General features: G+C 63.0%; 25 protein-coding genes. 13 read left to right on the top strand and 12 right to left on the bottom strand.

Translation table 11 applies throughout. The annotated features are described in order from the left end of the window. Positions 1 to 3: 3 nt before the first annotated feature. Positions 4 to 999: a bifunctional riboflavin kinase/FAD synthetase gene (locus M0D65_RS06430; RefSeq protein ID WP_091011251.1), complete on the bottom strand. Its 996-nt coding sequence runs from the start codon at positions 997 to 999 to the stop codon at positions 4 to 6. A 119-nt stretch (positions 1,000 to 1,118) separates the two neighbouring features. Between M0D65_RS06430 and purN the strand changes: the two genes are divergently transcribed. The 5 genes from purN to nadA all read left to right on the top strand — a co-directional run bounded on the left by purN (position 1,119) and on the right by nadA (position 7,100). Beyond that, complete coding sequence (purN, locus tag M0D65_RS06425) at positions 1,119 to 1,778, top strand: phosphoribosylglycinamide formyltransferase (protein ID WP_266251921.1); 660 nt, start codon at positions 1,119 to 1,121, stop codon at positions 1,776 to 1,778. After that, on the top strand, positions 1,775 to 3,034 hold the full coding sequence (locus M0D65_RS06420) for an RsmB/NOP family class I SAM-dependent RNA methyltransferase (protein WP_266251920.1): 1,260 nt from the start codon (positions 1,775 to 1,777) through the stop codon (positions 3,032 to 3,034). Before purN ends, M0D65_RS06420 begins: the two co-directional genes overlap by 4 nt. A gap of 75 nt (positions 3,035 to 3,109) precedes the next feature. Beyond that, positions 3,110 to 4,468 (top strand): mechanosensitive ion channel family protein, encoded by a 1,359-nt coding sequence (locus M0D65_RS06415; RefSeq protein ID WP_266252039.1) that lies wholly within the window; start codon positions 3,110 to 3,112, stop codon positions 4,466 to 4,468. A 179-nt stretch (positions 4,469 to 4,647) separates the two neighbouring features. After that, a complete protein-coding gene (locus tag M0D65_RS06410) occupies positions 4,648 to 5,844 on the top strand; it encodes an acyl-CoA desaturase (protein ID WP_266251919.1) in 1,197 nt (398 codons plus the stop codon). Positions 5,845 to 5,963: 119 nt separating this feature from the next. Then, entirely contained in the window at positions 5,964 to 7,100 is a 1,137-nt protein-coding gene (gene nadA / locus M0D65_RS06405; protein WP_091011256.1) for a quinolinate synthase NadA, read from the top strand. A 19-nt stretch (positions 7,101 to 7,119) separates the two neighbouring features. Here nadA and nadB read toward each other — a convergent pair whose 3' ends face one another. The 4 genes from nadB to radC all read right to left on the bottom strand — a co-directional run bounded on the left by nadB (position 7,120) and on the right by radC (position 10,299). Beyond that, positions 7,120 to 8,718 (bottom strand): L-aspartate oxidase, encoded by a 1,599-nt coding sequence (gene nadB, locus M0D65_RS06400; RefSeq protein WP_091011257.1) that lies wholly within the window; start codon positions 8,716 to 8,718, stop codon positions 7,120 to 7,122. Positions 8,719 to 8,938: 220 nt separating this feature from the next. Then, positions 8,939 to 9,106, bottom strand: coding sequence for a 50S ribosomal protein L33 (rpmG, locus tag M0D65_RS06395; protein ID WP_091011258.1), 168 nt, complete (start codon positions 9,104 to 9,106; stop codon positions 8,939 to 8,941). A 10-nt stretch (positions 9,107 to 9,116) separates the two neighbouring features. After that, positions 9,117 to 9,350, bottom strand: a complete 234-nt coding sequence (gene rpmB, locus M0D65_RS06390) for a 50S ribosomal protein L28 (RefSeq protein ID WP_091011259.1) — start codon at positions 9,348 to 9,350, stop codon at positions 9,117 to 9,119. A 214-nt stretch (positions 9,351 to 9,564) separates the two neighbouring features. Further along, positions 9,565 to 10,299, bottom strand: coding sequence for a DNA repair protein RadC (radC, locus tag M0D65_RS06385; protein ID WP_266251918.1), 735 nt, complete (start codon positions 10,297 to 10,299; stop codon positions 9,565 to 9,567). A gap of 161 nt (positions 10,300 to 10,460) precedes the next feature. Here radC and M0D65_RS06380 point away from each other — a divergent pair, with 161 nt between their 5' ends. The 7 genes from M0D65_RS06380 (at position 10,461) to M0D65_RS06350 (ending at position 16,883) form a co-directional block, all read left to right on the top strand. Beyond that, positions 10,461 to 10,916 (top strand): peptidylprolyl isomerase, encoded by a 456-nt coding sequence (locus tag M0D65_RS06380; RefSeq protein ID WP_091011261.1) that lies wholly within the window; start codon positions 10,461 to 10,463, stop codon positions 10,914 to 10,916. 2 nt (positions 10,917 to 10,918) lie between these two features. Next, the gene (gene ispH, locus M0D65_RS06375; RefSeq protein WP_091011262.1) at positions 10,919 to 11,878 is read left to right on the top strand and encodes a 4-hydroxy-3-methylbut-2-enyl diphosphate reductase; all 960 of its coding nucleotides are present in this window, start codon (positions 10,919 to 10,921) and stop codon (positions 11,876 to 11,878) included. 555 nt (positions 11,879 to 12,433) lie between these two features. Continuing rightward, positions 12,434 to 13,003, top strand: coding sequence for a hypothetical protein (locus tag M0D65_RS06370; RefSeq protein WP_091011263.1), 570 nt, complete (start codon positions 12,434 to 12,436; stop codon positions 13,001 to 13,003). A 227-nt stretch (positions 13,004 to 13,230) separates the two neighbouring features. Next, complete coding sequence (locus M0D65_RS06365; protein WP_266251917.1) at positions 13,231 to 14,181, top strand: branched-chain amino acid ABC transporter permease; 951 nt, start codon at positions 13,231 to 13,233, stop codon at positions 14,179 to 14,181. A 26-nt stretch (positions 14,182 to 14,207) separates the two neighbouring features. Beyond that, positions 14,208 to 15,377: an ABC transporter ATP-binding protein gene (locus M0D65_RS06360; protein WP_266251916.1), complete on the top strand. Its 1,170-nt coding sequence runs from the start codon at positions 14,208 to 14,210 to the stop codon at positions 15,375 to 15,377. Between the two features lie 16 nt (positions 15,378 to 15,393). Beyond that, a complete protein-coding gene (locus M0D65_RS06355; protein ID WP_091011266.1) occupies positions 15,394 to 16,167 on the top strand; it encodes an ABC transporter ATP-binding protein in 774 nt (257 codons plus the stop codon). Beyond that, complete coding sequence (locus M0D65_RS06350) at positions 16,167 to 16,883, top strand: ABC transporter ATP-binding protein (RefSeq protein ID WP_096717790.1); 717 nt, start codon at positions 16,167 to 16,169, stop codon at positions 16,881 to 16,883. The genes M0D65_RS06355 and M0D65_RS06350 overlap by 1 nt, the downstream gene beginning before the upstream one ends. 94 nt (positions 16,884 to 16,977) lie before the next feature. On the opposite strand, the gene M0D65_RS06345 is transcribed toward M0D65_RS06350, so the two are convergent. From M0D65_RS06345 to M0D65_RS06335, 3 genes are all read right to left on the bottom strand, one after another. After that, positions 16,978 to 17,439: a GNAT family acetyltransferase gene (locus M0D65_RS06345; RefSeq protein WP_266251915.1), complete on the bottom strand. Its 462-nt coding sequence runs from the start codon at positions 17,437 to 17,439 to the stop codon at positions 16,978 to 16,980. 19 nt (positions 17,440 to 17,458) lie between these two features. Continuing rightward, positions 17,459 to 18,643, bottom strand: coding sequence for an acetylornithine transaminase (locus tag M0D65_RS06340; RefSeq protein WP_266251914.1), 1,185 nt, complete (start codon positions 18,641 to 18,643; stop codon positions 17,459 to 17,461). Between the two features lie 264 nt (positions 18,644 to 18,907). After that, the gene (locus M0D65_RS06335; RefSeq protein ID WP_266251913.1) at positions 18,908 to 19,939 is read right to left on the bottom strand and encodes a CDP-6-deoxy-delta-3,4-glucoseen reductase; all 1,032 of its coding nucleotides are present in this window, start codon (positions 19,937 to 19,939) and stop codon (positions 18,908 to 18,910) included. 78 nt (positions 19,940 to 20,017) lie between these two features. On the opposite strand from M0D65_RS06335, the gene M0D65_RS06330 reads away from it, so the two are divergent. Next, a complete protein-coding gene (locus tag M0D65_RS06330; RefSeq protein WP_266251912.1) occupies positions 20,018 to 21,040 on the top strand; it encodes an NAD-dependent epimerase/dehydratase family protein in 1,023 nt (340 codons plus the stop codon). Between the two features lie 73 nt (positions 21,041 to 21,113). On the opposite strand, the gene M0D65_RS06325 is transcribed toward M0D65_RS06330, so the two are convergent. From M0D65_RS06325 to M0D65_RS06310, 4 genes are all read right to left on the bottom strand, one after another. Next, positions 21,114 to 21,302 carry a hypothetical protein gene (locus tag M0D65_RS06325; RefSeq protein WP_091011272.1) on the bottom strand — a complete coding sequence of 63 codons (189 nt, stop codon included), beginning with the start codon at positions 21,300 to 21,302 and terminating at the stop codon, positions 21,114 to 21,116. 226 nt (positions 21,303 to 21,528) lie between these two features. After that, positions 21,529 to 22,233 (bottom strand): pseudouridine synthase, encoded by a 705-nt coding sequence (locus tag M0D65_RS06320; protein ID WP_266251911.1) that lies wholly within the window; start codon positions 22,231 to 22,233, stop codon positions 21,529 to 21,531. Between the two features lie 177 nt (positions 22,234 to 22,410). Then, complete coding sequence (locus M0D65_RS06315) at positions 22,411 to 23,232, bottom strand: glycine betaine/L-proline ABC transporter ATP-binding protein (protein ID WP_266251910.1); 822 nt, start codon at positions 23,230 to 23,232, stop codon at positions 22,411 to 22,413. A 13-nt stretch (positions 23,233 to 23,245) separates the two neighbouring features. Then, positions 23,246 to 24,253: a proline/glycine betaine ABC transporter permease gene (locus M0D65_RS06310; RefSeq protein WP_266251909.1), complete on the bottom strand. Its 1,008-nt coding sequence runs from the start codon at positions 24,251 to 24,253 to the stop codon at positions 23,246 to 23,248. Positions 24,254 to 24,257 lie beyond the last annotated feature (4 nt).

Here is a 24,257-nt window from a genome sequence, read left to right as displayed (position 1 = left end):
AGGCTAGCTAATTCGATCGGTCGCCGAGGTGGCGAAGCCCGTTGCGCTGCGGCCCGGTGCAGCGCCACCGGCGGCGGCGAACCACTCGCGTGCATGGGCGACGTCGCGGGCGATCGCAGCGGTCAGCGTTTCGAGATCGACGTACTTCTCTTCGTCGCGCAGCTTCTTCAGGAATTCGACGCGCACGAGCTTGCCGTATGCGTCGCCGTGCCAGTCGAGCAGATGCACTTCGAGCAGCACACGGCCGGAGTCGTCGACGGTCGGCCGCAGGCCGAGGCTTGCGACGCCCGGCAACGGCTGATCCCCGATGCCATGCACGCGGACCACGAAAATGCCCGCGAGCGCCGGCCGCTTGTGGGCGATCGGCAGGTTTAGTGTGGGGAAACCGAGATCGCGGCCGAGCTTCATGCCGTGTACGACGTGACCGCTAATCAGATAGTCGCGACCGAGCGCGCCACGCGCCGCATCGAGATCGCCGGCGATGAGCGCCGCGCGCACACCGGAACTCGAAATGCGCGCGCCGGACGGATCGGCAACGGTCGCCATCTGCTCGACTTCGAAACCGTGATGGTTGCCGGCCGCCTTCAGCGAAGCGAAATCGCCGGCACGCCGGGCGCCGTAGCGGAAGTCGTCGCCGATCATCACCCAGCGCGCGTGCAGCCCGTTCACGATGATCCGTTCAACGAACGCATCCGGCGACTGGCTCGCGAAAGTCTGGTTGAAATGCTCGACCACCACACGGTCGACGCCGTTCATGCGCAACGCTTCGAGCTTGTCGCGCAGCATCGCGATGCGCGGCGGCGCCCCGGCCGGGTTGAAGAATTCGCGCGGGTGCGGCTCGAAGGTCATCACGCAGACGGGCAGCCCGCGCGCATCGGCGGCGGCGCGCACGTGCGCGAGCAGAGCCTGATGGCCGCGGTGGACACCGTCGAAGTTGCCGATCGTCAATGCGCACGGCGCACGGCTTTCGGCATTGGGAAGACCGCGGAAAACTCTCACGATAGCGGGGTGTTATATGAGGCGGCCGGAATGCCGCAAAACGAATGATTATAAACGCTCGGAGCCGGCCACGGCGGCGCAGCGCGGTTTCGGGGGTCCCCGAATGATAAAATCCGCCAATGAAAAAACTCGTCATCCTGATTTCGGGGCGGGGCAGCAACATGGAAGCGGTCGTCCGCGCCTGCGCGCGTGAGCGCTGGCCGGCGCAGGTCGCCGCCGTGATTGCCAGCCGTCCTGACGCCGCGGGCCTTGGGTTCGCCGCGTCGCAAGGCATTGCCACGGCGGTCGTCGACCACCGCCAGTACCCTGACCGCGAGGCCTTCGACGCCGCGCTGGCCGCGCAGATCGACAGCTTTGCGCCCGACCTGGTCCTGCTCGCCGGCTTCATGCGGGTGCTGACCGCCGGCTTCGTCGACCGCTACGCGGGGCGCATGCTGAACATCCATCCTTCGTTGCTGCCGAGCTTTCCCGGTCTGAAAACCCATCAGCAGGCGCTCGACGCCGGCGTCCGTCTGCACGGCGCATCGGTGCATTTTGTCACGTCGCAGCTCGATCACGGGCCGATCGTCGCCCAGGCGGCCGTGCCGGTACTCGCCGGCGACGACGCCGCGACGCTCGCCGCCCGCGTGCTGGCCGCCGAACATATCCTTTACCCACGCGCGGTGCGCTGGTTCGTCGAAGGGCGTCTTGCGCCCGACGGACTGCACGTCGCCGTAACACCGCCCGAGCCGCAGTGGCTCTTTGCTGAAACGACAAGCTACGCCGGAGAGGGCGCATGAGACTACATGGATTCCTGATTGGACAAACCGAAACGCTGCTGGCCGAGGTCCTGAAGTTCGCGGGCCCGGCCGACGCTACTACCAGCCGCTTTTTCCGTGCTCACCCGAAGCTCGGGCATGGCGAGCGCGGTGTGATTGCCGAGGCCGTGTTCGCCGTGCTGCGTCGCCGGATGGAGTTCGCGCATCTGGCCGAGAGCGGCACCGGCAGCCCCGCCCGGCGGCTTGCGCTGCTCGGCCTGATGCAGACGGCGGGCCGCAGTGCGCTCAAGCCGTTCGTGTCCGATTCCGAAAGCACGTGGCTCGAACACGTGGCGAAGATCGATCCGGAGAGCCTGCCGCTGCGCATCCGCATGAACCTGCCCGACTGGATCTGCGACGCGCTCAACACACGCTTTCCGCCCGAGGAACTGGCCCAGCTCGCTGCGGCGCTCAACTACCCGGCGCCGCTCGATCTGCGCGCAAACCCGCAAAAGGCGAGTCGCGACGAGGTGTTGAGCGCGCTCGGTAAGGCCGGCATCGAAGCGGGAGCGACACCGTTTGCGCCGTTCGGTGTGCGCGTGGTCGGCAAGCCGCCGCTCACGAAGCTCGATGCATTCCAGAACGGCTGGGTCGAAGTGCAGGACGAAGGCAGCCAGTTGCTGTGTTCGCTGGTGGCGCCCAAGCGCGGCGAGATGATCGTCGACTTTTGCGCGGGCGCGGGCGGCAAGACGCTCGCGCTCGGCGCGATGATGCGTTCGACCGGTCGCCTCTATGCCTTCGACATTTCCGATCGGCGGCTCGCGAAGCTCAAGCCGCGGCTCGCACGCAGCGGGCTGTCGAACGTGAACCCGGTGCTGATCGACAGCGAGCACGACGCGAAGATCAAGCGCCTTGCGGGCAAGATCGATCGCGTGCTGGTCGACGCGCCGTGCAGCGGGCTCGGCACGCTGCGTCGCAATCCGGACCTGAAGTGGCGTCAGACGCCGGCGTCGATCACCGAACTCGCGCCCAAGCAGGCATCGATTCTGGCGAGCGCGTCGCGCCTCGTGAAGAAGGGCGGCCGGCTCATCTATGCGACGTGCAGCATTCTCGAAGCGGAGAACGAGGCGATCGTGACGCAGTTTCTCGCTGACCACGCAGAATTCGTGCTGGTGCCGGCGCGCGACGTACTCGCCGAGCAGCGCATCGACGTCGATACGGGTGACTATCTCTCGCTGTGGCCGCACCGCCATGCAACCGACGGCTTCTTCGCGGCCGTGCTGGAACGCCGTGCCTAGGCTGGCTGCGGCGCGCAACCTTCGACTTCACGCGAGACACCTTTGACGACCCTGTCCGATCGCATCCTGTCCCATATGCTCGGCGGCCTCACGCGCGATTTCGGTCAGCCGGGAATCGTGTGGCAGGCGGGCGTGCTGCTCGGCACGCTGGCGCTCGCGTGGCTGCTTGCACGGTGGTTGCGGCGCTTGCTGGACCTGCGGCGCCAGACGCGCTACCAGACGCTGCGCTTCGGCGCAGAAAGTCTGAACAAGGCGTTTTTCCCGCTGCTGGGCGGTGTGTTCGTGCTGATCGCGCAGGCGATTGCCGAGCAGTTCATGGACACGTCGCTACTCGATCTCGCGCTCGTGCCGCTATTCGGCATCGGCCTGATCTATCTCGTGTTCTTCATCGCGCGGCGCGTGTTCGGCGCGCACGGCGAGACGCATGCATGGCTTTCGCTCGTCGAGAAGCTCGTGTCTCTGGTGGTGTGGGCCGGCATGGTGTTCACCGTGATGGGCATTCAGGACGATGTGCTCGCGTGGATGGGGAGCGTGAAGTTTCGCATCGCGAATACTCACCTGACGCTGCTGTCGCTGCTAAACGGCGTGCTCTGGGTGTGCGTGACGATGATCGTCGCGATGTGGCTCGGCGCAACGTTCGAAGAGCGGCTGATCCGCTCCCGTTCGCTCGATGCGAACCTGAAGGTGGTGCTGGCGCGGGTCGGCCGGGCGCTCTTCATGCTGGCGGCTGTGTTGATCAGCCTGTCGCTGGTTGGCATCGACATCACGGTGCTGGGGGTGTTCGGCGGTGCGCTTGGCGTTGGGCTCGGTTTCGGCTTGCAGAAGATCGCGAGCAACTACGTGTCGGGTTTCATCATCCTGATCGACCGGTCGCTGCGCATCGGCGACACGATCAACGTGAGCGGACTGCAGGGCATGGTCACGCAGATCCGTACTCGCTATACCGTGGTGCGCGGGCTCGACGGCAACGAGACGCTGATTCCGAACGAAAAGCTGATCACCGACGTCGTGCAGAACCAGTCGTCGTATCTGACGCGCGGCTATGCGAAGGCGGCGGTCCAGGTCGCCTACACATCGGATGTCGAGCAGGCGATGGCCCTACTGGTCGAGGCGACCCTGGGGGTGAGCCGTGTGCTGCAGGACCCGGTACCGACGCCTTACCTCGCCAGCTTCGGCCCCGACGGTATCAATCTCGAACTGGGTTTCTGGATCGAAGACGCGGCGACTGGTACCGCGTCGGTCCGCTCGGCGGTGAACCGGAATATCTGGCGGCTTTTTGTCGAACACGGCATTTCGATTCCGTACGCGCAACGTGAAGTCCGAATTGTGGGCAGCGCCAGCGACATCCTGCCACAGGCGGTAACAATGACCGGGCATGCCGCGAACGAGTCTGCACCCCCGCCAGACGCCCCGCCAGAGCCGGTCGCGCGCTAAAAACGGCATTCAAAACACTGCGTCGAAGCCCCGCGAATTCTCGCCAGGGTAAAAAAATATCCATTTGTTACATACACTTGGAACGGTTCTAGTAAACTACCGTCCAATCTGGACGTATGCTTTCACTTTCTTGACATCCGCCACTGCGCGGATGTTTTCTGTTCCACAGGTAAACGACCTTGTTGAATTCCTCGCTTGATTTCCTTGGCAACGGCCTGCTGCGTCTTTCGTGGTGGCAGATCATATTGTCCGCACTGGCAATGACGCACGTGACGATCATCGGCGTGACGGTGTATCTGCACCGCTGCCAGGCGCATCGCGCGCTCGATCTGCACCCGGCCGCCAGTCATTTCTTCCGCCTCTGGCTGTGGATGACCACGGGCATGCTGACCGGTCAGTGGGCCGCGATTCACCGCAAGCACCACGCGAAGTGCGAGACCGAAGAAGATCCGCATAGCCCGCAGACGCGCGGTTTCTGGAAGGTGCTGCTCGAAGGCGCCGAACTGTATCGCGCGGAAGCAAAGAACGAAGAAACGATGCGCAAGTTCAGCCACGGCACGCCGAATGACTGGATGGAACGCAACGTCTACTCGAAGTACCCGATCCTCGGTATCAGCCTGATGATGGTGATCGACGTTGCGCTGTTCGGTATCGTCGGTTTGAGCGTGTGGGCTATCCAGATGATCTGGATTCCGTTCTGGGCCGCAGGCGTGGTCAACGGTCTCGCGCACTTCTGGGGCTACCGCAACTTCAACTCGGCAGATGCAAGCACGAACATCTTCCCGTGGGGCATCCTGATCGGCGGCGAAGAGCTGCACAACAATCACCACACGTATGCGACGTCGGCCAAGATGTCGAACAAGTGGTTCGAGTTCGATATCGGCTGGATGTACATCCGCATTCTCTCGGCGTTCCGTCTGGCCAAGGTGAAGAAGATTGCACCGACGCCGCGTCTGTCGACGGGCAAGCTGGTTCTCGATCAGGACACGCTGCAAGCCGTGCTCGCAAACCGCTACGAAGTCATGGCCAGCTACGGCAAGGCTGTGAAGCGCGCGTATCGTCAGGAACTCGCGCATCTGAAGGAAGTGGGCGCCCGCGAAAAGTACCAGGTCATGCGCAATGCGCGCAGCTGGTTCCACAAGGAAGAGTCGGGTCTCGACGAACCGCAAAAGCGTCAGTTGCCGCAGATCTTCGCGAACAGCCAGAAGCTGCGCACGTATATCGAACTGCGCAACGAACTGGCGTCGATGTGGGAGCGTTCAAATGCGTCGCGCGACCAGTTGCTGACGCAGTTGCAGGACTGGTGCCACCGTGCTGAACAGAGCGGCATCAAGGCTCTGCAGGAATTCGCCATGCGTTTGCGCCGCTACGCCTGAGTACGAAATCCTTTAGAATTTCGGCACGTCATAAAACCCCGCGTTGGCGGGGTTTTTCTTTTTGGGGCGCGTCCGGAACATCTCGCGGCGTGCCGCAGATCAGTCGGACAGGAGCCACCATGAATCAGGCGATCAGGAGCGTCGAATACGACCGGCCACAGCCCCAGGGGCTGATATGCGGTGTCGGTCAGGCGTGGGCAAAGGTGCCCGAGACGCCGTCGGCGGAGGAGCGGGTTGCGCTGAAGGCGCGCATTCGCGCGTTGCTTGCGCGCGAAAAGGCGGTGCTCGTCGCGCATTACTACGTGGACGCGGAACTGCAGGAACTCGCCGATGAGACCGGCGGCTGCGTTGCGGACTCGCTTGAGATGGCGCGTTTCGGTCGCGATCACGAGGCGCAGACCCTGGTAGTTGCCGGTGTGCGTTTCATGGGCGAGACGGCGAAAATCCTGAGTCCCGGCAAGCGCATTCTGATGCCCGATCTCGATGCAACCTGCTCGCTCGACCTCGGCTGTCCCGCTGACGAATTCTCTGCGTTCTGCGATGCGCATCCGGACCGCACGGTGGTCGTCTACGCAAACACGAGCGCAGCGGTGAAGGCGCGCGCGGACTGGATGGTGACGTCGTCGATCGGGCTCGAGATCGTGGCCGACCTGCATGCGCGCGGCGAGAAAATCTTGTGGGCACCGGACCGGCATCTCGGTGGCTATATTCAGAAGAAGACCGGTGCGGACATGCTGCTGTGGCAAGGCTCGTGTCTCGTGCACGATGAGTTCAAGGGGATCGAACTCGATCTGCTGCGCGCCGAATATCCACAGGCGAAAGTGCTCGTGCATCCGGAGTCGCCGGAGAGCGTCGTGGCGCTTGCCGATGTCGTCGGCTCGACGACGCAGTTGATCGATGCGGCGCAGCGGCTCGATGCAACGCACTTCATCGTAGCGACCGATCTCGGCATCCTGCACAAGATGCGGCTCGCGGCACCTGGCAAGATCTTTATCGAGGCGCCGACCGCCGGCAACAGCGCGAGCTGCAAGAGTTGCGCGCATTGTCCGTGGATGGCGATGAACGGTCTTACGAATCTCGCCAACGTGCTGGAGCACGGTCAGAACGAAATCTTCGTCGATGCGGCCATTGGTGAGCGGGCGAAGCAGCCGATCGACCGGATGCTCGACTTTGCGGCGCGCCACAAGAAGCGTGTGCAGACCAGCGGCGATCTGGCGCGGGACGCGGCGTTGTTTTCGAACGTCGGCCCGGCGTAGTGTCGTTGCGGGCGCCCGGTCACACGTTGCGGTTGCGCACCCGCTCCGGCGACAACACCGTCGGCAGCGCCTTCGGCAATGTGGCGGGCCAGTCACGGCTGTAGTGAAGGCCGCGGCTTTCACGACGCGAGCGCGCACTGTCCACAATCAGCGACGCGACGTCGACCAGATTGCGCAGCTCGAGCAGATCCCGGCTCACGCGGAAGTTCGCGTAGTACTCGTGGATCTCGTCGCGCAGTAGCGCAAGCCGATGCTTCGCACGCGCGAGCCGTTTGTCGGTACGCACGATGCCGACGTAATTCCACATCAGCCGACGCAGTTCGTCCCAGTTGTGCGCGACCACCACTTCCTCGTCTGGATCGGACACGCGGCTTTCGTCCCAGTCCGGCAGCGGTGCGTGTACTGCAGCGCTAAAACCTTCCTTTTCGATCGATGTCGCCGTCGATCGCCCGATCACGAGACATTCGAGCAGCGAGTTGCTTGCCAGCCGGTTCGCACCATGCAGGCCCGTGCATGATGTCTCGCCGACCGCGTACAGGCCCGCCAGATCGGTGCGGCCCGCGAGGTCCGTGACGACGCCGCCGCACGTGTAGTGCGCGGCCGGCACGACGGGGATTGGCTGCTGGGTGATATCGATGCCGAACTCGCGACAACGCGCGAGGATAGTCGGGAAGTGCTCCTGCAAGAACGCTGCCGGCTGATGACTGATGTCGAGATACACACAGTCGATGCCGCGTTTCTTGATTTCGAAATCGATCGCGCGCGCAACGATGTCGCGTGGCGCGAGTTCGGCGCGCTCGTCGTGATTCGCCATGAAGCGCGTGCCGTCGGGCAGTTTCAGGATGCCGCCTTCGCCGCGCACCGCTTCGGAAATGAGGAACGACTTGGCGTACGGGTGAAACAGGCAGGTCGGATGAAACTGGATGAACTCCATGTTCGACACCCGGCAGCCGGCACGCCAGGCCATCGCGATGCCATCGCCGGTCGCTGTGTCGGGGTTGGTCGTATAGAGATAGACCTTGCCTGCGCCGCCGGTAGCGAGCACGGTGTGCGGCGCTTCGATGGTGACCGTGCGGCCGCTGGCTAGATCGAGCGCATACAGGCCGTGGCAGCGTCGCCCCGGCAAGCCGAGCCGGTCCGAGGTGATGAGATCGATGGCGTAATGGTCTTCGAGTAGTGTGATGTTCGGATGCTGGCGCACGCGTTCGCTGAGCGTGGCGACGACTGCATGACCGGTCGCATCGGCGGCGTGGATGATCCGGCGATGACTGTGGCCACCTTCGCGCGTCAGGTGAAAGCCGAGTTCGGCGGCATCGTCTTTCGTGAAGGGGACGCCCTGATCGATCAGCCATTCGATGGCGGCTCGACCGTTTTCGACGATGAAGCGCGTTGCAGCTTCGTCGCACAGCCCGCCGCCGGCGACCAGCGTGTCGCGCACATGATTCTCGACGCTATCCGCGGAATCGAGCACGGCGGCGATGCCGCCCTGGGCCCAGTCGCTCGCGCCCTCGGTCATCGAGCGTTTGGCCACGATTGCGACACGTCGCGTTTCCGCCAGATTCAGCGCGACGCTCAGACCTGCCAGACCGCTGCCGACAATTGCCACATCGAAATTCATTCGCTGCCTCTCCATGTCTTGCTTTGCTGTTGCGGCGCGCCTTCAGGCGCTTCCGGCCAAACGAGAGAGGATACGCGCCGCAGCCCGCAAGGAAAAGCTGGCTAGTCAGCCGATGGGCATGAAATGCGGCGACAGGAAGAGGCGCGCTGGAGCGAACAGGAGGGGAGAAAAACAAAAACCCCGCAGAGGCGGGGTTTTTTTGACAAGCTCGGAAACCAGATTACTTGATCTTGGTTTCTTTGTACTCAACGTGCTTGCGGACGACGGGATCGAACTTCGAGATCGTCATCTTTTCCGGCATGTTGCGTTTGTTTTTCGTCGTGGTGTAGAAGTGACCCGTACCTGCGGTCGATTCCAGCTTGATCTTGTCGCGTGCGCCTTTTGCCATGATTTACTCCTTAGGCTTCACCGCGTGCGCGCAAATCTGCGAGCACGGTGTCGATACCGTTCTTGTCGATCAGGCGCAGACCGGCGTTCGAAACGCGCAGACGCACCCAGCGGTTTTCGCTTTCGACCCAGAAACGGCGGTTTTGCAGATTCGGGAGAAAACGACGCTTGGTTCGGTTGTTCGCGTGGGAAACGTTGTTGCCGCTCATCGGCGCTTTCCCAGTTACTTGGCATACGCGTGCCATGAGAGCACTCCTAATACGCTTAAATTCTGAGTTCGAACGCCGGAAAGTTTCCTGAAAGCGGAAGGACCGGGTGGTCGCGGCTTCCAGAAAGGCCATTGGCGGCTTCAGAACAGGGTTGGAAAGAAGCAAACCGCGATTTTAGCAGGAAAAAAGCCGAAAAATCAAACCTTATTTGCGGATCGAGGAGCAGGCCCGATGCGCGTTCGGGCTGCCGTCACAACAGGCCGGCACGGGCGAACGAGAACGTTTCCTGCGCACCAACGATCAGGTGATCGATCAGTTGCACGTCGATCAGCGTTAGCGTGTCGCGCAGCATGCGTGTCAGCCGGCGGTCGCTGGCGCTCGGTTTGACGGCACCGGAGGGGTGATTATGCGCCACGATCAGGCTGGCCGCATTCAGCGCGAGCGTGCGCCGGACGATTTCCCGCGGATAGACCGCCATCCGGGTCAGCGAGCCGCGCGAGCTTTCCTCCGAGCGGATCAGACGGTGCCGCGCATCGAGAAACAGGCTGACGAAGACCTCATAGGGCCGGGTGCCGATCAGCAGCCGCAGGTAGTCTTCTACCGCTTCCGGTGAATCGATGACCGAGCGTTCGCGGATTTTTTCCGCGAGCGCGCGCCGCGCTATCTCCAGAATGGCGAGCAGTTGGGCCGTTTTGGCGGGGCCGATACCGCGAATTCCGCTGAAATCGGCGGGTGTCGCGTCGAGCATCGCCCGAAGGGAGCCGAAGCGCACCAACAACGACCGTGCGAGCTCGAAGACGTTCTGGCCCGGCAGTCCGGAGCCGAGCACGAGCGCGATCAGCTCGATATCGCTGAGCGTGCCAGGTCCCGAATCGAGCAGGCGTTCGCGCGGCATGTCCCGCTGGCGCTGCCGGACGGGGCGCAAAACCGCAGCGGATGGGGCTTCGCCCAGGGTGCCGGGCAAGGCGATGGGGGTGACGTCCATGCTAGGTCTCCAGAAGGGCGGTCCTGTGCCGCGCGCAGCCGCGGCGGGATATGTGGCTTACAATGGAGCCTTTGCGCAAGGCGTCGCGCATACGCGCCCTGTGCTGTGAATGGGTGAATGCGCCTCCGGCGCGTCCCGACTGAAGACTGAATGAGTACCGCATGAGCATCATCGATATTTCCGAAGTGAAACCCGGTTCGCACGTCACGCTTCACTACCGGCTTTCGCTCGCCGATGGCGCCGATGTCATCAACACCTTCACCGAGAAGCCCGCTACGCTGCTGCTGGGCGCCGGCCAACTGGCGCCGCCGCTCGAAGACATTCTGCTGGGGTTGAAGGTCGGTCACCACTCCACCTTTCAGCTAACGCCAGGGGCGGCGTTCGGCCCGCGCAATCCGGAACTGATCCAGCGGGTGTCGCTGGCCACCTTGCGCGAAAACAGCATGATCGGTGAGGATTTTTCTCCGGGCGATCTCGTCGAATTCAACGCACCGGGCGGCGGACGCTACGCGGGCGTGCTGAAGGAAGTCGGCGAAACGTCCGCCCTGTTCGATTTCAATCACCCGCTTGCCGGCCAGGCGCTGGCGTTCGAAGTGAAAATCATCGGGATTCTGTAAACATGAGCACCACGGACACGACCCTCGCCGAAACTGAAATCCTGCTGGCCCAGCCGCGGGGATTTTGCGCCGGCGTCGACCGGGCCATCGAGATCGTCGAGCGCGCGATCAAGCTGCACGGCTCACCGATCTATGTGCGTCACGAGATCGTGCATAACGCTTACGTCGTCGAAGACCTGCGCAAGAAAGGCGCGATCTTCATCGAGCAGCTCGAGGAAGTGCCGGCCGGTAATACGGTTATTTTCAGCGCGCACGGCGTGTCGAAAGCGGTGCGCACGGAAGCCGAATCGCGCGGTCTGCGCGTGTACGACGCGACCTGCCCGCTCGTGACCAAGGTGCATATCGAAGTCGCGAAGATGCGCCAGGACGGCTTCGATATCGTCATGATCGGCCACAAGGGGCACCCCGAAGTGGAAGGCACAATGGGGCAGACGGGCGAGGGCATGCATCTCGTCGAAGATATCGAGGACGTGCAGGCGCTCGTGCTCGCGGACCCGGAACGGATTGCGTTCGTCACGCAGACCACGCTGTCCGTCGACGACGCCGCCGAGATCATCGCCGCGCTGAAGGCCAAATTCCCGGCGATCCGTGAACCGAAGAAGCAGGACATCTGCTACGCGACGCAGAACCGCCAGGACGCCGTGAAGTTCATGGCGCCGCAATGCGATGTGGTGATCGTGGTCGGTAGCCCGAACAGCTCGAATTCGAACCGGCTGCGCGAAGTGGCCGAGAAGCGCGGCATCCCTGCCTATATGGTGGACTCGCCGGATCAGATCGATCCGCAGTGGATTGTCGGCAAGCGGCGCATCGGTGTCACAGCGGGCGCGTCGGCCCCGGAAGTGCTGGCGCAGGCGGTGATCGCCCGGCTGCACGAACTCGGCGTGCGCAACGTGCGTGCGCTCGAAGGCATCGAGGAAAACATCGCGTTTCCGCTGCCGCGCGGGCTTGGATTGCCCGCCTGATCCAGCAACACCCCTAGATGAAAAAAAGCGCGCTTCGGCGCGTTTTTTATTGCCGTCTGCGTTTCGGGCGTGTCCCTGACTGGCCCAATACGGTCCGAAAATTTAGGGGGCGCATCAGGCGAAAGACCGGTTCGGCCCATCTGAAATCGACCGATTTTTCGTCTCCCGACGATTATTTTTGGCACAGATTTCACGGTCATTCCCTATTTCCGGCCTATTCGGTCTATTCGGCGGATTTTTGACGCTTCAGACTGGCGCCGTGCAATCGGCTGACCTGCGAATCTCGCCGAACCCGATGAAAACGGGCTCCCGAAAGGGTCGCGCACAACACTTGGTGCAGGTCGGGTTCGATGTGGTGCAACTGATGCGCTTCAAAGATGTGCAACCCGGTTGCGCCACGCGCCGATTATTGGTCCTGAAATCAGGTTGCAATGCAGGAAAACCCTGCCGGTTCAATATATTGGCCGCCGCATAATTGGAGTTACAATGCGCGCGTTTCTGAAGCCCTGTGGGCCTTGGGACAGCGGATTTTGCAAGGCGCGGGAGACCTGTTTAATGCAAGCCAAGTTTGCTGACGCGGTGCCCGATGCGGCCGCGGTTGCGATGGTGACCGCGAGCAGCAGGAAGAGTGAGTGCAACGACAACGAAAATGGGGCGCGGTTGGCTGTAGAGGACATCAACACACAGGGTTTGACCATCGACGGCCATCGGATCGAGCTGCAGTTCGACGCCCGCGCCGCCGCAACCAGCCCGGAAACCGGCACGCAGGTGGCGAACGCCACGGCCTGCGGCATCCTCACGAAGATCAAACGTGTTCGGCCGGACGCCATCATGTCCGGCGGTGTGAACGCAACGGGCGAACTGTCTGCGAAGCGGGCAGTGCCTGGCAGCAGGGCAAAAATCCTTGGCGGCGACGGTGTGTGTACCGACAAGGTGGGCAAACTGGCGGGTAACGCCAGTTCGGCCGAGCCGCTCCTGCTGAGGGGTGCGATGCCGCCCACCGGATACCACCCGGTGATCGGCGAGATCGCATCCAGTGGCAAGGGCGATTTGCAAGAAGGCGCCATTACGTTTTACGACTTCAGGGACGGCAATCGTGCGGTCCTCGACGTCGTGAATATGTAACGACGGGACGTACAACGTGACGGCACCGAACCATCCGACGGTGCCGTTTTTGCATCCGCTTGCGGCAGCCCGACGACCGTATCACGGTCTAACGGGACATCGAAGGCGGATAACCCTGACCGGTTCTTAATATCAGTACCCGCAGTGCCGTTGCGATTCTCCGACCCATCGCCGCCCACCGGCCGATGAAGAACGTGAATCCAGTCGCACGCGCTAAGGAGCTTTAAATGGATATCTTCGTCCAGCAGATCCTCAACGGTCTGGTGCTTGGTAGCGTCTACGCCATCATTGCACTCGGCTATACGATGGTTTACGGGATTCTCGGCATCATCAACTTCGCACACGGCGATGTGTTGATGGTCGGCGCGATGGTTGCGCTGTCCGCGATCGGGGTCCTGCACAACCATTTCCCCGGGCTCGGCAATGTGCCGACGCTCATCATCGCGCTGATCATTGCGGCCGTAGTGTGCTCGCTGGTCGGTTATACGATCGAGCGGGTCGCCTACCGGCCGTTGCGCAAGGCACCGCGTCTCGCCCCGCTGATCACCGCGATCGGCGTGTCGATCCTGCTGCAAACGCTCGCGATGATGATCTGGTCGCGTAACCCGCTGCCGTTCCCGCAACTGCTGCCGACCGATCCGATCAACGTGATCAAGGCCACCGACTCGACGCCTGGCGCGGTGATCTCGATGACCGAAATCGTGATCATCGTGGTGGCGTTCCTCGTGATGGGCGGCCTGCTGCTGCTGGTCCACAAGACGAAGCTCGGCCGTGCGATGCGCGCGATCGCCGAGAACCCCGGCGTCGCGAGCCTGATGGGCGTGAACCCGAACTTCGTGATCTCGGCCACCTTCATGATCGGCTCGGCGCTCGCTGCGCTGGCCGGCGTGATGATCGCGTCCGAGTACGGCAATGCGCACTTCTATATGGGCTTCATCCCTGGTCTGAAGGCCTTTACGGCGGCGGTGCTCGGCGGGATCGGCAACCTGGGTGGCGCAATGGTGGGCGGGGTACTGCTCGGCCTGATCGAGCAGTTGGGTGCGGGCTATATCGGCAATCTCACAGGCGGCGTGTTCGGCAGTAACTATCAGGACGTGTTTGCGTTTGTCGTGCTGATCATCGTGCTCGTGTTCCGTCCGTCGGGGCTGCTGGGCGAACGTGTTGCGGATCGCGCCTGATCCCGGGCCATAAGGAGCAAACAGACATGACCTCAATTCAACCGATCGAGCCGTCCACGACGCTCGTCCCCGAGAAGAACGCGACTAAAACGCTGATCGTCGGTGTCGTTACCGCCGTGCTGGTGCTTGCCGCACCGATGCTGATCGGTGTCGTAGGCGGCAACTACTGGGTCCGCGTGCTCGATTTCGCGATGCTGTACGTGATGCTCGCGCTCGGCCTCAACGTCGTGGTCGGCTTCGCCGGCCTGCTCGACCTGGGCTATATCGCGTTCTATGCAATCGGCGCGTACGTCGCGGCACTGCTGTCGTCGCCCCACCTGACCACGCAGTTCGCGTGGATCGCCGCGGTGTTCCCTGGCGGCCTGCATGCGCCGATCTGGATCATCGTGCCGGTCGCCATGGGGCTTGCCGCGCTGTTCGGCATCCTGCTCGGTGCGCCGACGCTGCGTCTGCGCGGCGACTACCTGGCCATCGTGACCCTGGGCTTCGGGGAAATCGTCCGGATCTTCATGAACAACCTCGACCGTCCGGTGAACATCACCAACGGGCCGCAGGGGATCACCGGTATCGATCCGATCCGCGTCGCGGGCTTCAACCTGTCGCAGACTCACACGCTGTTCGGCTTCCAGTTCACGACCGTGTACATGTATTACTACCTGTTCGTGCTGTGCGCGCTGCTGGTGATCTGGGTCTGTACGCGTCTGCAGCACTCGCGCATCGGCCGTGCATGGGCCGCGATCCGCGAAGACGAAGTCGCCGCCAAGGCGATGGGCATCAACACCCGTAACGTCAAGCTGCTGGCCTTCGCGATGGGCGCGTCGTTCGGCGGTCTGTCGGGTGCGATGTTCGCAGGCTTCCAGGGCTTCGTGTCGCCGGAATCGTTCACGTTCTGGGAATCGGTCGTGGTGCTCGCGTGCGTGGTGCTGGGCGGCATGGGCCACATCCCCGGTGTGATTCTCGGCGCGGTGCTGCTCTCCGTGTTCCCCGAATTCCTGCGCTCGACGATGGGTCCGCTGCAAAACTGGATCTTCGGTCACCAGATCGTGGATACCGAAGTGATCCGTCAGCTGCTGTACGGTCTCGCGATGGTGCTGATCATGCTGTACCGGTCCGAAGGCCTGTGGCCGTCGCCGAAGCACGAAGACAAGATCGCGAAATTTGCGAAGCGCAGCGGCAAGAAGCCGGTGCGCGCGTAAGGACAGGAGAAAACGCATGAGCAATGACATTCGACTGTCCGTCAAGGGCGTCAACAAGCGCTTCGGCGGCCTGCAGGCTCTGTCCGACGTCGGCATCGAGATCAAGGCAGGGCAGATCTACGGCCTGATCGGACCGAACGGCGCGGGCAAGACGACGTTCTTCAACGTGATCACGGGTCTATACACGCCCGATTCCGGCGAGTTCAAGCTCGACGGCACGAACTACACGCCGACCGCGGTGTATCAGGTCGCGAAGGCCGGCATTGCGCGGACGTTCCAGAACATCCGTCTGTTCGGCGGCATGACCGCGCTGGAAAACGTGATGGTGGGGCGCCACGTGCGCACGCGCCACGGTCTGATCGGCGCGGTGTTCCAGACGCCGTCGGAGCGCAAGGAAGAGCGCGAGATCAAGGAGCGTGCGATCGAGCTGCTCGACTACGTCGGCATCGCGCAGTACGCGGACTACACGTCGCGCAATCTGTCGTATGGGCACCAGCGGCGTCTTGAGATCGCGCGCGCACTTGCCACCGATCCGAAGCTGCTTGCCCTCGACGAGCCGGCTGCCGGTATGAACGCGACGGAGAAGGTCGAGCTGACCAAGCTACTCGACAAGATCCGCTCGGACGGCAAGACGATCCTGCTGATCGAGCACGACGTCAAACTGGTGATGGGCCTGTGCAATCAGATGACAGTGCTCGATTACGGCAAGGTGATCGCTCAGGGACTGCCGCAGGACGTGCAGAAAGACCCGAAGGTGATCGAGGCATATCTGGGCGCGGGAGTTCACTGATGGCTACGGCAATGTTGAAAATCAAGGGCCTGCAGGTCAACTACGGCGGCATCCAGGCAGTGAAGGGCGTGGACCTCGAAGTCGCGCAGGGCGAACTCGTTACGCTGATCGGCGCGAACGGCGCGGGCAAGACGACGACGATGAAGGCGATCACCGGGCTCAAGCCTTACTCGGCCGGCGACATCGAGTACATGGGCGCATCGATCCGCGGTGTACCCGCGCATGAACTGCTGCGTCGCGGACTCGCGATGGTGCCGGAAGGCCGCGGCATCTTCGCGCGTATGTCGATCATCGAGAACATGCAGATGGGTGCATATCTGCGCAGCGACACGGACGGCATCAAGAAGGACGTCGAGCGTATGTTCGGCTTCTTTCCGCGTCTGAAGGAACGCGCTTCGCAATACGCGGGCACGTTGTCGGGCGGCGAACAGCAGATGCTGGCGATGGCGCGCGCGATCATCAGCAAGCCGAAGCTGCTGTTGCTCGACGAACCGTCGATGGGCCTGTCGCCGATCATGGTCGAGAAGATATTCGAAGTGGTGCGCGAGATCTCGAAGGAAGGCATTACGGTGCTGCTGGTCGAGCAGAATGCGCGGCTCGCGTTGCAGGCTGCGAATCGCGCTTACGTGATGGACTCGGGCCTCGTCACGATGTCCGGCGACGCGAAGCAGATGCTTGATGATCCGAAGGTGCGGGCTGCTTATCTGGGTGAATAAGCGTTGTAGAAGCACAAAAAAGCCGCATGCCTCAGTTCAAAGAGGCATGCGGCTTTTTCTTTGCACCACCCACCGGTCCAGGCTAAAAAAGACCTCAGCCAGCAACCGCTGCTGCAGCGCCGAGACGTTTGCCCATGCTGATCACTTCGTCGGCGCGATAACCGAGCGCTTCGTAGAACGCCTGCACATCGCTACGCGTCGACAGCACCTGCAGGTTCACCTTCGGACAACCGCGCGCGGTGAGTGCAGCTTCCGCGTGCTCGACGAGCTGTGTGCCGATACCTAGCCTGCGATGCGTCGGGTCGACTGCGAGCGAGTAAATCCAGCCGCGGTGGCCGTCATAGCCGCACATCACGGTGCCGACCAGGTGTCCCGCACGTTCGGCAACGAAGAACAGCTCGGGTTGCGTGGCGAGCTTGTTCGCGATCGACAGGCGCGGGTCGCGCTGCGGCTTGTCCGGGTTCCGGTATTCGGGGAACACGTCCTGCCACAGCGCAATGACCGTGTCGGTGTCGCGCGCATCGAAGCAACGGATCGAGAGCGTAGCGGATGTCATCGGTGTGGCCTCCCGTTGCTTATAGCGAGTCGAGCACCGTGCGCAGCATCGCCAGCATCTGGTCGATCTCGTCGTGCGTGACGTTCAGTGCGGGCATGAAGCGCAGCAGGTTGGGGCGCGCGGCATTCAGCAGCAGACCGTCCGGTTGCATCAGACGAGCCTTCTCGACGATCTGCGGGCCGATGTCCTTGCCGAGCAGCAGTGCGCGCAACAGACCTTCGCCGCGTTCACCCGCAAAGCCACGCTCTTCCGACAGCTCGAGCAGCTTCGTGCGCAGATACTCGCTACGCTCGCGCACGCCTTCGAGAAAACCGGGCGCGGTGAGCTGCGAAATCACCGAGTAACCGACGGCGGTCATCAACGGATTACCGTTGTAGGTGCCGCCCTGGTCGCCGGCTTCGAACACCTCCACTTCCTTCTTCGCGAGCAGTGCCGCGAGCGGCACACCGCCGCCGATGCCCTTGCCAAGCGTCATGATGTCCGGCTCGACCCCCGACAGCTCGTACGCGAACAGCGTACCCGCACGGCCGCAGCCGCTTTGCACTTCATCGACGATCAGCAGGATGCCGTGCCGCTTCGTCAGGTCGCGCAGCTGCTGCATGAATTCGCGCGTAGCCGGAATCACGCCGCCTTCGCCCTGGATCGGTTCGAGCATCACCGCAACGGTCTTGCCGGTAATGAGCTTTTCCACCGATGCAATGTCGTTCAGATCGGCCTTCGGAAAGCCCGGCACCTGCGGCGCGTAGATCGTGTCCCAGCCCGGTTTGCCGCTTGCCGACATGGTCGCGAGCGTGCGGCCGTGGAAGCTGTGATCGAACGTGATGATCTCGTACGCGCCGTCGCGGAATTTCTTGCCCCACTTGCGCGCGAGCTTGATCGCACCTTCGTTCGCTTCCGCGCCGCTGTTCGCGAAGAACACCTTGTCGAAGCAGCTGTGCTGCGTGAGCAGGCTGGCCAGCTGCGCCATCGGTTCGTTGTAGAACGCCGGCGACGGGTTGATCAGCAGACGCGCCTGTTTTTCGAGCGCCTCGATCATGCCGTCGTTGCAGTGACCGAGGCTGTTCACGGCCCAGCCCTGGATGAAGTCGAGATAACGCTTGCCTTCGTTGTCGTAGATCCACGAGCCCTTGCCGTGCGTGAACACGATCTCGGGCCGGTTCGTGATGTACATCAACGACTCGATGGGATACTCATTGAAATTCATGGCAGCAGGCTCCAGGCGAAGCGGATAGAAGAAGGACCGGAAAAACAAAAAAGCCACGGCAGGCCGTGGCTTTCATGATTCGAACAACATGCGCCTGACGGCGCGAATCCGTGACGAAGCCAGCGGCGCCCCTAAGGGAGCGGCGAGCGGCGACGTCGAAGTTCGGACTGGATGCGGTTCATGGGCGAAAGAATACGACACCGCGCGCGTTCGTGTAAACCATCAATTTCGCCCGTTTTGCCGCTTATCTGCCGTTGATCGTCGTCAGACCGGGTTCGCCAGATCGGCGGCACTGGTGAACGAATCCGCGTAGAACTCGCCTTCCGGCAGCCCGTGATGCTGGGTGAAATCGCGCTGTGCCGACTCGACCATGACCGGTGCGCCGCACGCATACACCTGATAAGCGGACAAGTCTGGCAGATCTTCGATGACGGCCCGATGAACGAAGCCAACGCGGCCGGTCCACGCATCGCTCGCGTCGGGTTCGGACAGAACCGGCACGAAGCGGAAGTTCGGCAGGTCCTTCGCCCATTGTTCGGCGAGTTCCAGCAGGTACAGGTCTTTCTTGCGACGCGCGCCCCAGTAGAGCGTCATCGGGCGTTCGATATTCTGGAACGCCGCATGTTCGATGATCGCCTTTAGCGGCGCAAAGCCGGTACCCGAGCCGAGCAGCACGATCGGTCGCTCCGAGTCTTCGCGCAGGAAGAACGTGCCGAGCGGTGCTTCAAAACGCAGGATGTCGCGCTCTTTCATCGTGTTGAACACGTGATCGGTGAACGCGCCGCCGGGCATGTGGCGAATGTGCAGTTCGATCGGGCCTTCCTCGTGCGGTGCCGTCGCCATCGAATAACTGCGGCGCTTGCCGTCCTTCAGGATGAATTCGAGGTACTGGCCCGCGAGATACTGCAGGCGTTCGTTGGCCGGCAACTGCAGCTTCAGCACGACGACGTCGTCGGCCTTGCGCTCGATCGCGTTCACGCGGCACGGCAGCTTCTTCACCTGCACGTCGCCGACGCCTGCTACTTCGCGGATATCGATCTCGAGATCGCTCTGCGGCGTGGCGCAGCAAAAGAGCGCCATGCCGCGGGTTTTTTCGTCGTTCGATAGTGCCGACGACGAATGCACGCGCTGTTCGACCTGGCCGCTCAGCACCGTGCCCTTGCACGAGCCGCATGCGCCGTTCTTGCAACCGTACGGCAGGCCGATGCCCTGGCGCAGGGCCGCGGTGAGGACGGGTTCGTCGGGTTCTACCTGAAACTGCCGGCCGCTTTGCCGGAGCGTTACGTTAAATGCCATAAAGTGATCGAAATCGAAGAGTCGGTAATCGGTGCGAGCCGCTTCTAGCAGCTACATCGCGGCTACAATGCGTCCACCATGAAAGCGACACGAAATCTGCGCCGCCCGCGCGTACTGATTGTGGGCTGCGGCGACGTCGGCATGCGCTGCATCGGACATCTGCTGCCGCACCTGCACGTCGTAGCATTGACGAGCCAGCCGGCCCGTTGCGCCGAGCTACGCGCCGCCGGCGCGACGCCACTGGTCGGGGACCTCGACGTGCGCCGCAGCCTCAGGCGGCTCGCGGGACTGGCGCCGACCGTGCTGCATCTGGCGCCGCCGCAGAAAACCGGCGACGACGATCGCCGCACGCGCGCGCTGCTTGCCGCGTTGAGCGCTCGCCGGGGCGGCCCGACACGCAATGCAACCGTACCTGTGGCGCGCTTGCGCCGTCTGCGCCGTGGTTTGGCGGTGGAACGCGAAACAGGCGCTATTGTACCCGACGGGGTTGCGCGAACTGGCCGCTCGCGGGCCGTGCCGAAGATCGTCTACGCGAGCACGACCGGCGTATATGGCGATTGCGGCGGGGCGCTGATCGACGAGACACGCACGCCCCGGCCGGCGAACGCGCGAGCGAAGCGCCGTGTTTCCGCCGAGCAGCAGTTGCGGCGCGCGACCGCGCGCGGCACGGTCAGCGCATCGATTGCGCGCATTCCCGGCATCTATGCGGCGAACCGCCTGCCGCTGGCACGGCTCGAGAAGCGCACCCCCGCGCTCGTCGACGCACACGACGTGTACACGAGCCACATCCACGCCGACGATCTCGCGGCGATTCTCGTACGGATGACGACGCATGGCCGGCCGGCTCGCGTGATCCACGCGTCGGACGACAGCGAAATGAAGATGGGGGAATACTTCGACCGCGTCGCGGATGCGTACGGCCTTGAGCGCGCGCCGCGCGTGACGCGCGAGGTCGCGGAACAGCAACTCGATCCGATGCTGCTGTCGTTCATGCGCGAATCGCGCCGACTCGACAATGCGCGACTGAAGCGCGAGCTAAAAGTACGTCTGTGCTACCCGAGCGTCGACGATTTCCTGCGCACAACTCACGAGACAAACTGAAACGGCGTGGACCCCGGTCCACGCCTGTCGGCAATCTGTCACGGCGCGTCGATGGTTGTCGACGGCGTGAGCGTCAGGTCAGCGCCGGCAGTGCTTCGAGTACCAGGAAGCACAGTAGCGCGCCGATCAGCGCACCGATCAGATTCGGATGATATTGATGCCTCAGATGCATCGCGGTCAGCAATCCGCCGACCAGAACCGCGCCTAAACACGTGACCGCAATCATCACGTAGGTAACCCCAAAAGTTTCATTGATGACCATGGCGCTTCTCCCTGAATCCTTTGTAATGGTTGTTTAATCGAGTATAGGGCGGGCTGTCAGGAAGGGCATGCTGCGGCGCAACGCAAAAAGCCGGTGCGAATCGGGTCGACGCGCAGCCATTCACGCTCTGGCGGGGGTTTGCGGGGCAATGAGGGCGACGCTACCGGTTTACCCGCCTGGTAATCTTCCTGAAGGAAGATTACCAGGCGGGCGGGTGGTTAGCCGGTCAGCGGCCTTGCAGGGAGGCGAGATCGGTGGCGTCGAGCCACTGCCATTTTCCTTCGGCGAGCGTCTCCGGCAGAGTCAGTCCGCCAATCCGCTCGCGATGCAGCGTCTCCACCCGATTGCCCGCCGCGGCCACCATCCGTTTGACCTGGTGATACTTGCCTTCGAGCACCGTTAGTTCGAGCACGTTGGCACTGCGCGCGCGGGCATCGACGGCGACTACTGGCTGCGCTTCGCCGTGCAGCAGCACGCCGTCGCGCAACGCCGCGAGCTGCGTATCGTCGAGCGGATGGCGAGTGGTCGCGACATACGTCTTCGGCACCTTGCGGCGCGGTGCTGTCAGCGCGTGCACGAACTGGCCGTCGTCGGAGAGCAGCAGCAGGCCGGTCGTGTCCTGGTCGAGCCGGCCGACGCATTGCACGCCGCGCGCCGCGAACGGTGCAGGCAGCAGGCTGAATACGCTCAGGTGATGTTGCGGTTCGCGTGAGCACTCGTAGCCGGCCGGCTTGTTGAGCAGCAGGTACGCGCGCTCGTGATAGGCCCACGGTGTGCCGTCGACGTAAAACGTGAGCGCCTCGGTCGGGAATTCTGCGTTGGGCTCATCGCATACCGCGCCGTCGATCTCGACGCGGCCTTCCGCGATCGTCGCGCGGCACTGGCGTCGGGAACCGAAACCCTGGGTGAAGAGAATGCTTTCGAGATTCATGGGCGAGGGTGAAGGGGAGCGGCGCACGTTGCTTGTCGCGGTAGCAACGCCGCGCGAGCGCATTTTACCCGCCGGCCGTCGTTGCGCAGAATGACCACGCCAGGCGGCCGCTTCGAACGACCACGCGCGACGGACCGCACGCATCCCTTCAACATCAATCTCGCTACAGCGTCGCTGCTACTGCACACTCGCGCGTCGCTCGACGAACCGTCGCACGTATTCATCGGCGGGCCGGGTGAGAATTTCGTCCGGCGTCCCTTCCTGCACCAGCGTGCCGTCGCGCAGGATCGCGATGCGGTTGCCGATACGCAGCGCCTCGTCGAGATCGTGCGTGATGAAGACGATGGTCTTGTTCAACGTCGCCTGCAACTGCAGCAACTGGTCCTGCATCTCGGTGCGGATCAGCGGATCGAGCGCGGAGAACGCTTCGTCCATCAGCAGCACGTCGGTGTCCGCTGCGAGCGCGCGAGCGAGTCCCACGCGTTGTCGCATGCCGCCCGACAACTCGTCGGGATAGTGATCCGCGTAGCCGTCGAGCCCGACCTTGCCGAGCCACATACGTGCTTTCTCATGCGCCTGCTGCCGGCTCTCGCCGCGCGTACGCAACGCGTAGGCCGTGTTATCGAGCACGCTCTGATGCGGCAGCAGCCCGAAATTCTGAAACACCATGCTGACCTTGAAGCGGCGCAACTCGCGCAGACCGCGCGCGTCGAGCCGGATCACATCCGATCCGTCGATCACGATCTCGCCCGCGGTCGGTTCGATCAGCCGGTTGAAGTGCCGCACGAGCGTCGACTTGCCCGAGCCCGACAATCCCATGATCACGTAGATTTCGCCCGAGCCGATATGCAGGCTCACGTCGTTCAGACCGACGTTGCAGCCGGTCTGCGCGAGCACGTCGGCTTTCGAGTTGCCGCCTTTGAGCAAATCGAGCACGCGCGCGTGGCTCGCTTCGGGGCCGAAGAGTTTGTAGACATGTCTGACTTCGATCGCTGCCATCGGAGGCTCCTGATTACTTCGCCGTGCGGGCTTCGAGGTTGGCGTCTTGCGCACCGGTTGTGGCGGGCGCGTTGTCGGCGGTTGCGCTGGCGGTGCCATTCGTGCCGTTCATGCCGTTCATACGATAAGGCACGCGCGAAGCCGTGCGCGCCCGGCGGCGCAACGCGAGCAGACGTCGCTGACGACGGTCCTGGCCATACCCCTGGCTGATCCGGTCGATGACGATCGCCAGAATCACGATCGCGATACCGGCCTGCATGCCCTTGCCGACATCGAGTGTCTGGATGCCGGCGAGCACGTCCTCGCCGAGTCCGCGCGAGCCGATCATCGAAGCGATCACGACCATCGAGAGCGCCATCATCGTCGTCTGGTTGATGCCGGCCATGATGCTCGGTCGCGCGAGCGGCAACTGCACATTGATCAGCAACTGCCAGCGCGTGGTGCCGAATGCGCGCGCTGCTTCGACGACATCGCTATCGACGTGACGGATGCCGAGATCGGTCAGGCGGATGAGCGGCGGCAGCGCATAGATGATGGTCGCGAAAATGGCCGGCACCTTGCCGAGCCCGAACAGCATCAGCACGGGGATCAGATACACGAAGCTCGGCAGCGTCTGCATGATGTCGAGCACCGGCAGCAGGATGCGGCGCAGCCACGCACTGCGCGACGTAAGGATGCCGATCGGCACACCGAGCACCACCGACAACACCGTCGCAACGAGCATCAGCGCGAGCGTCTGCATCAGCTTGTCCCACAGCCCGAAGCAACCGATCGCGTACAGCAGCAGGACGAAGAAGGCGGCTGCGCCGAGACGCCGTGTCGCATGCCACGCGAGCACGCCGACCGCGAGCAGGATCAGCCACGGCGGCAGCGCGCGCAGCGCGCCTTCCAGCGGCACGAGCACGTAGCGCAACACCGCGATGCTGAAGGTATGGAAGCTGTCGCCGTACGCAGCGACGAAAGTTTGCACGCGGTCGTTCACCCAGTCGGCGATCGACAGATGCAGGAAAATCGAACTCATGACG

Source organism: Paraburkholderia sp. CHISQ3, from assembly GCF_030464945.1.
Classification (GTDB): Bacteria; Pseudomonadota; Gammaproteobacteria; order Burkholderiales; family Burkholderiaceae; genus Paraburkholderia; species Paraburkholderia megapolitana.
This window is presented reverse-complemented; position numbering and strand designations above follow the sequence as displayed.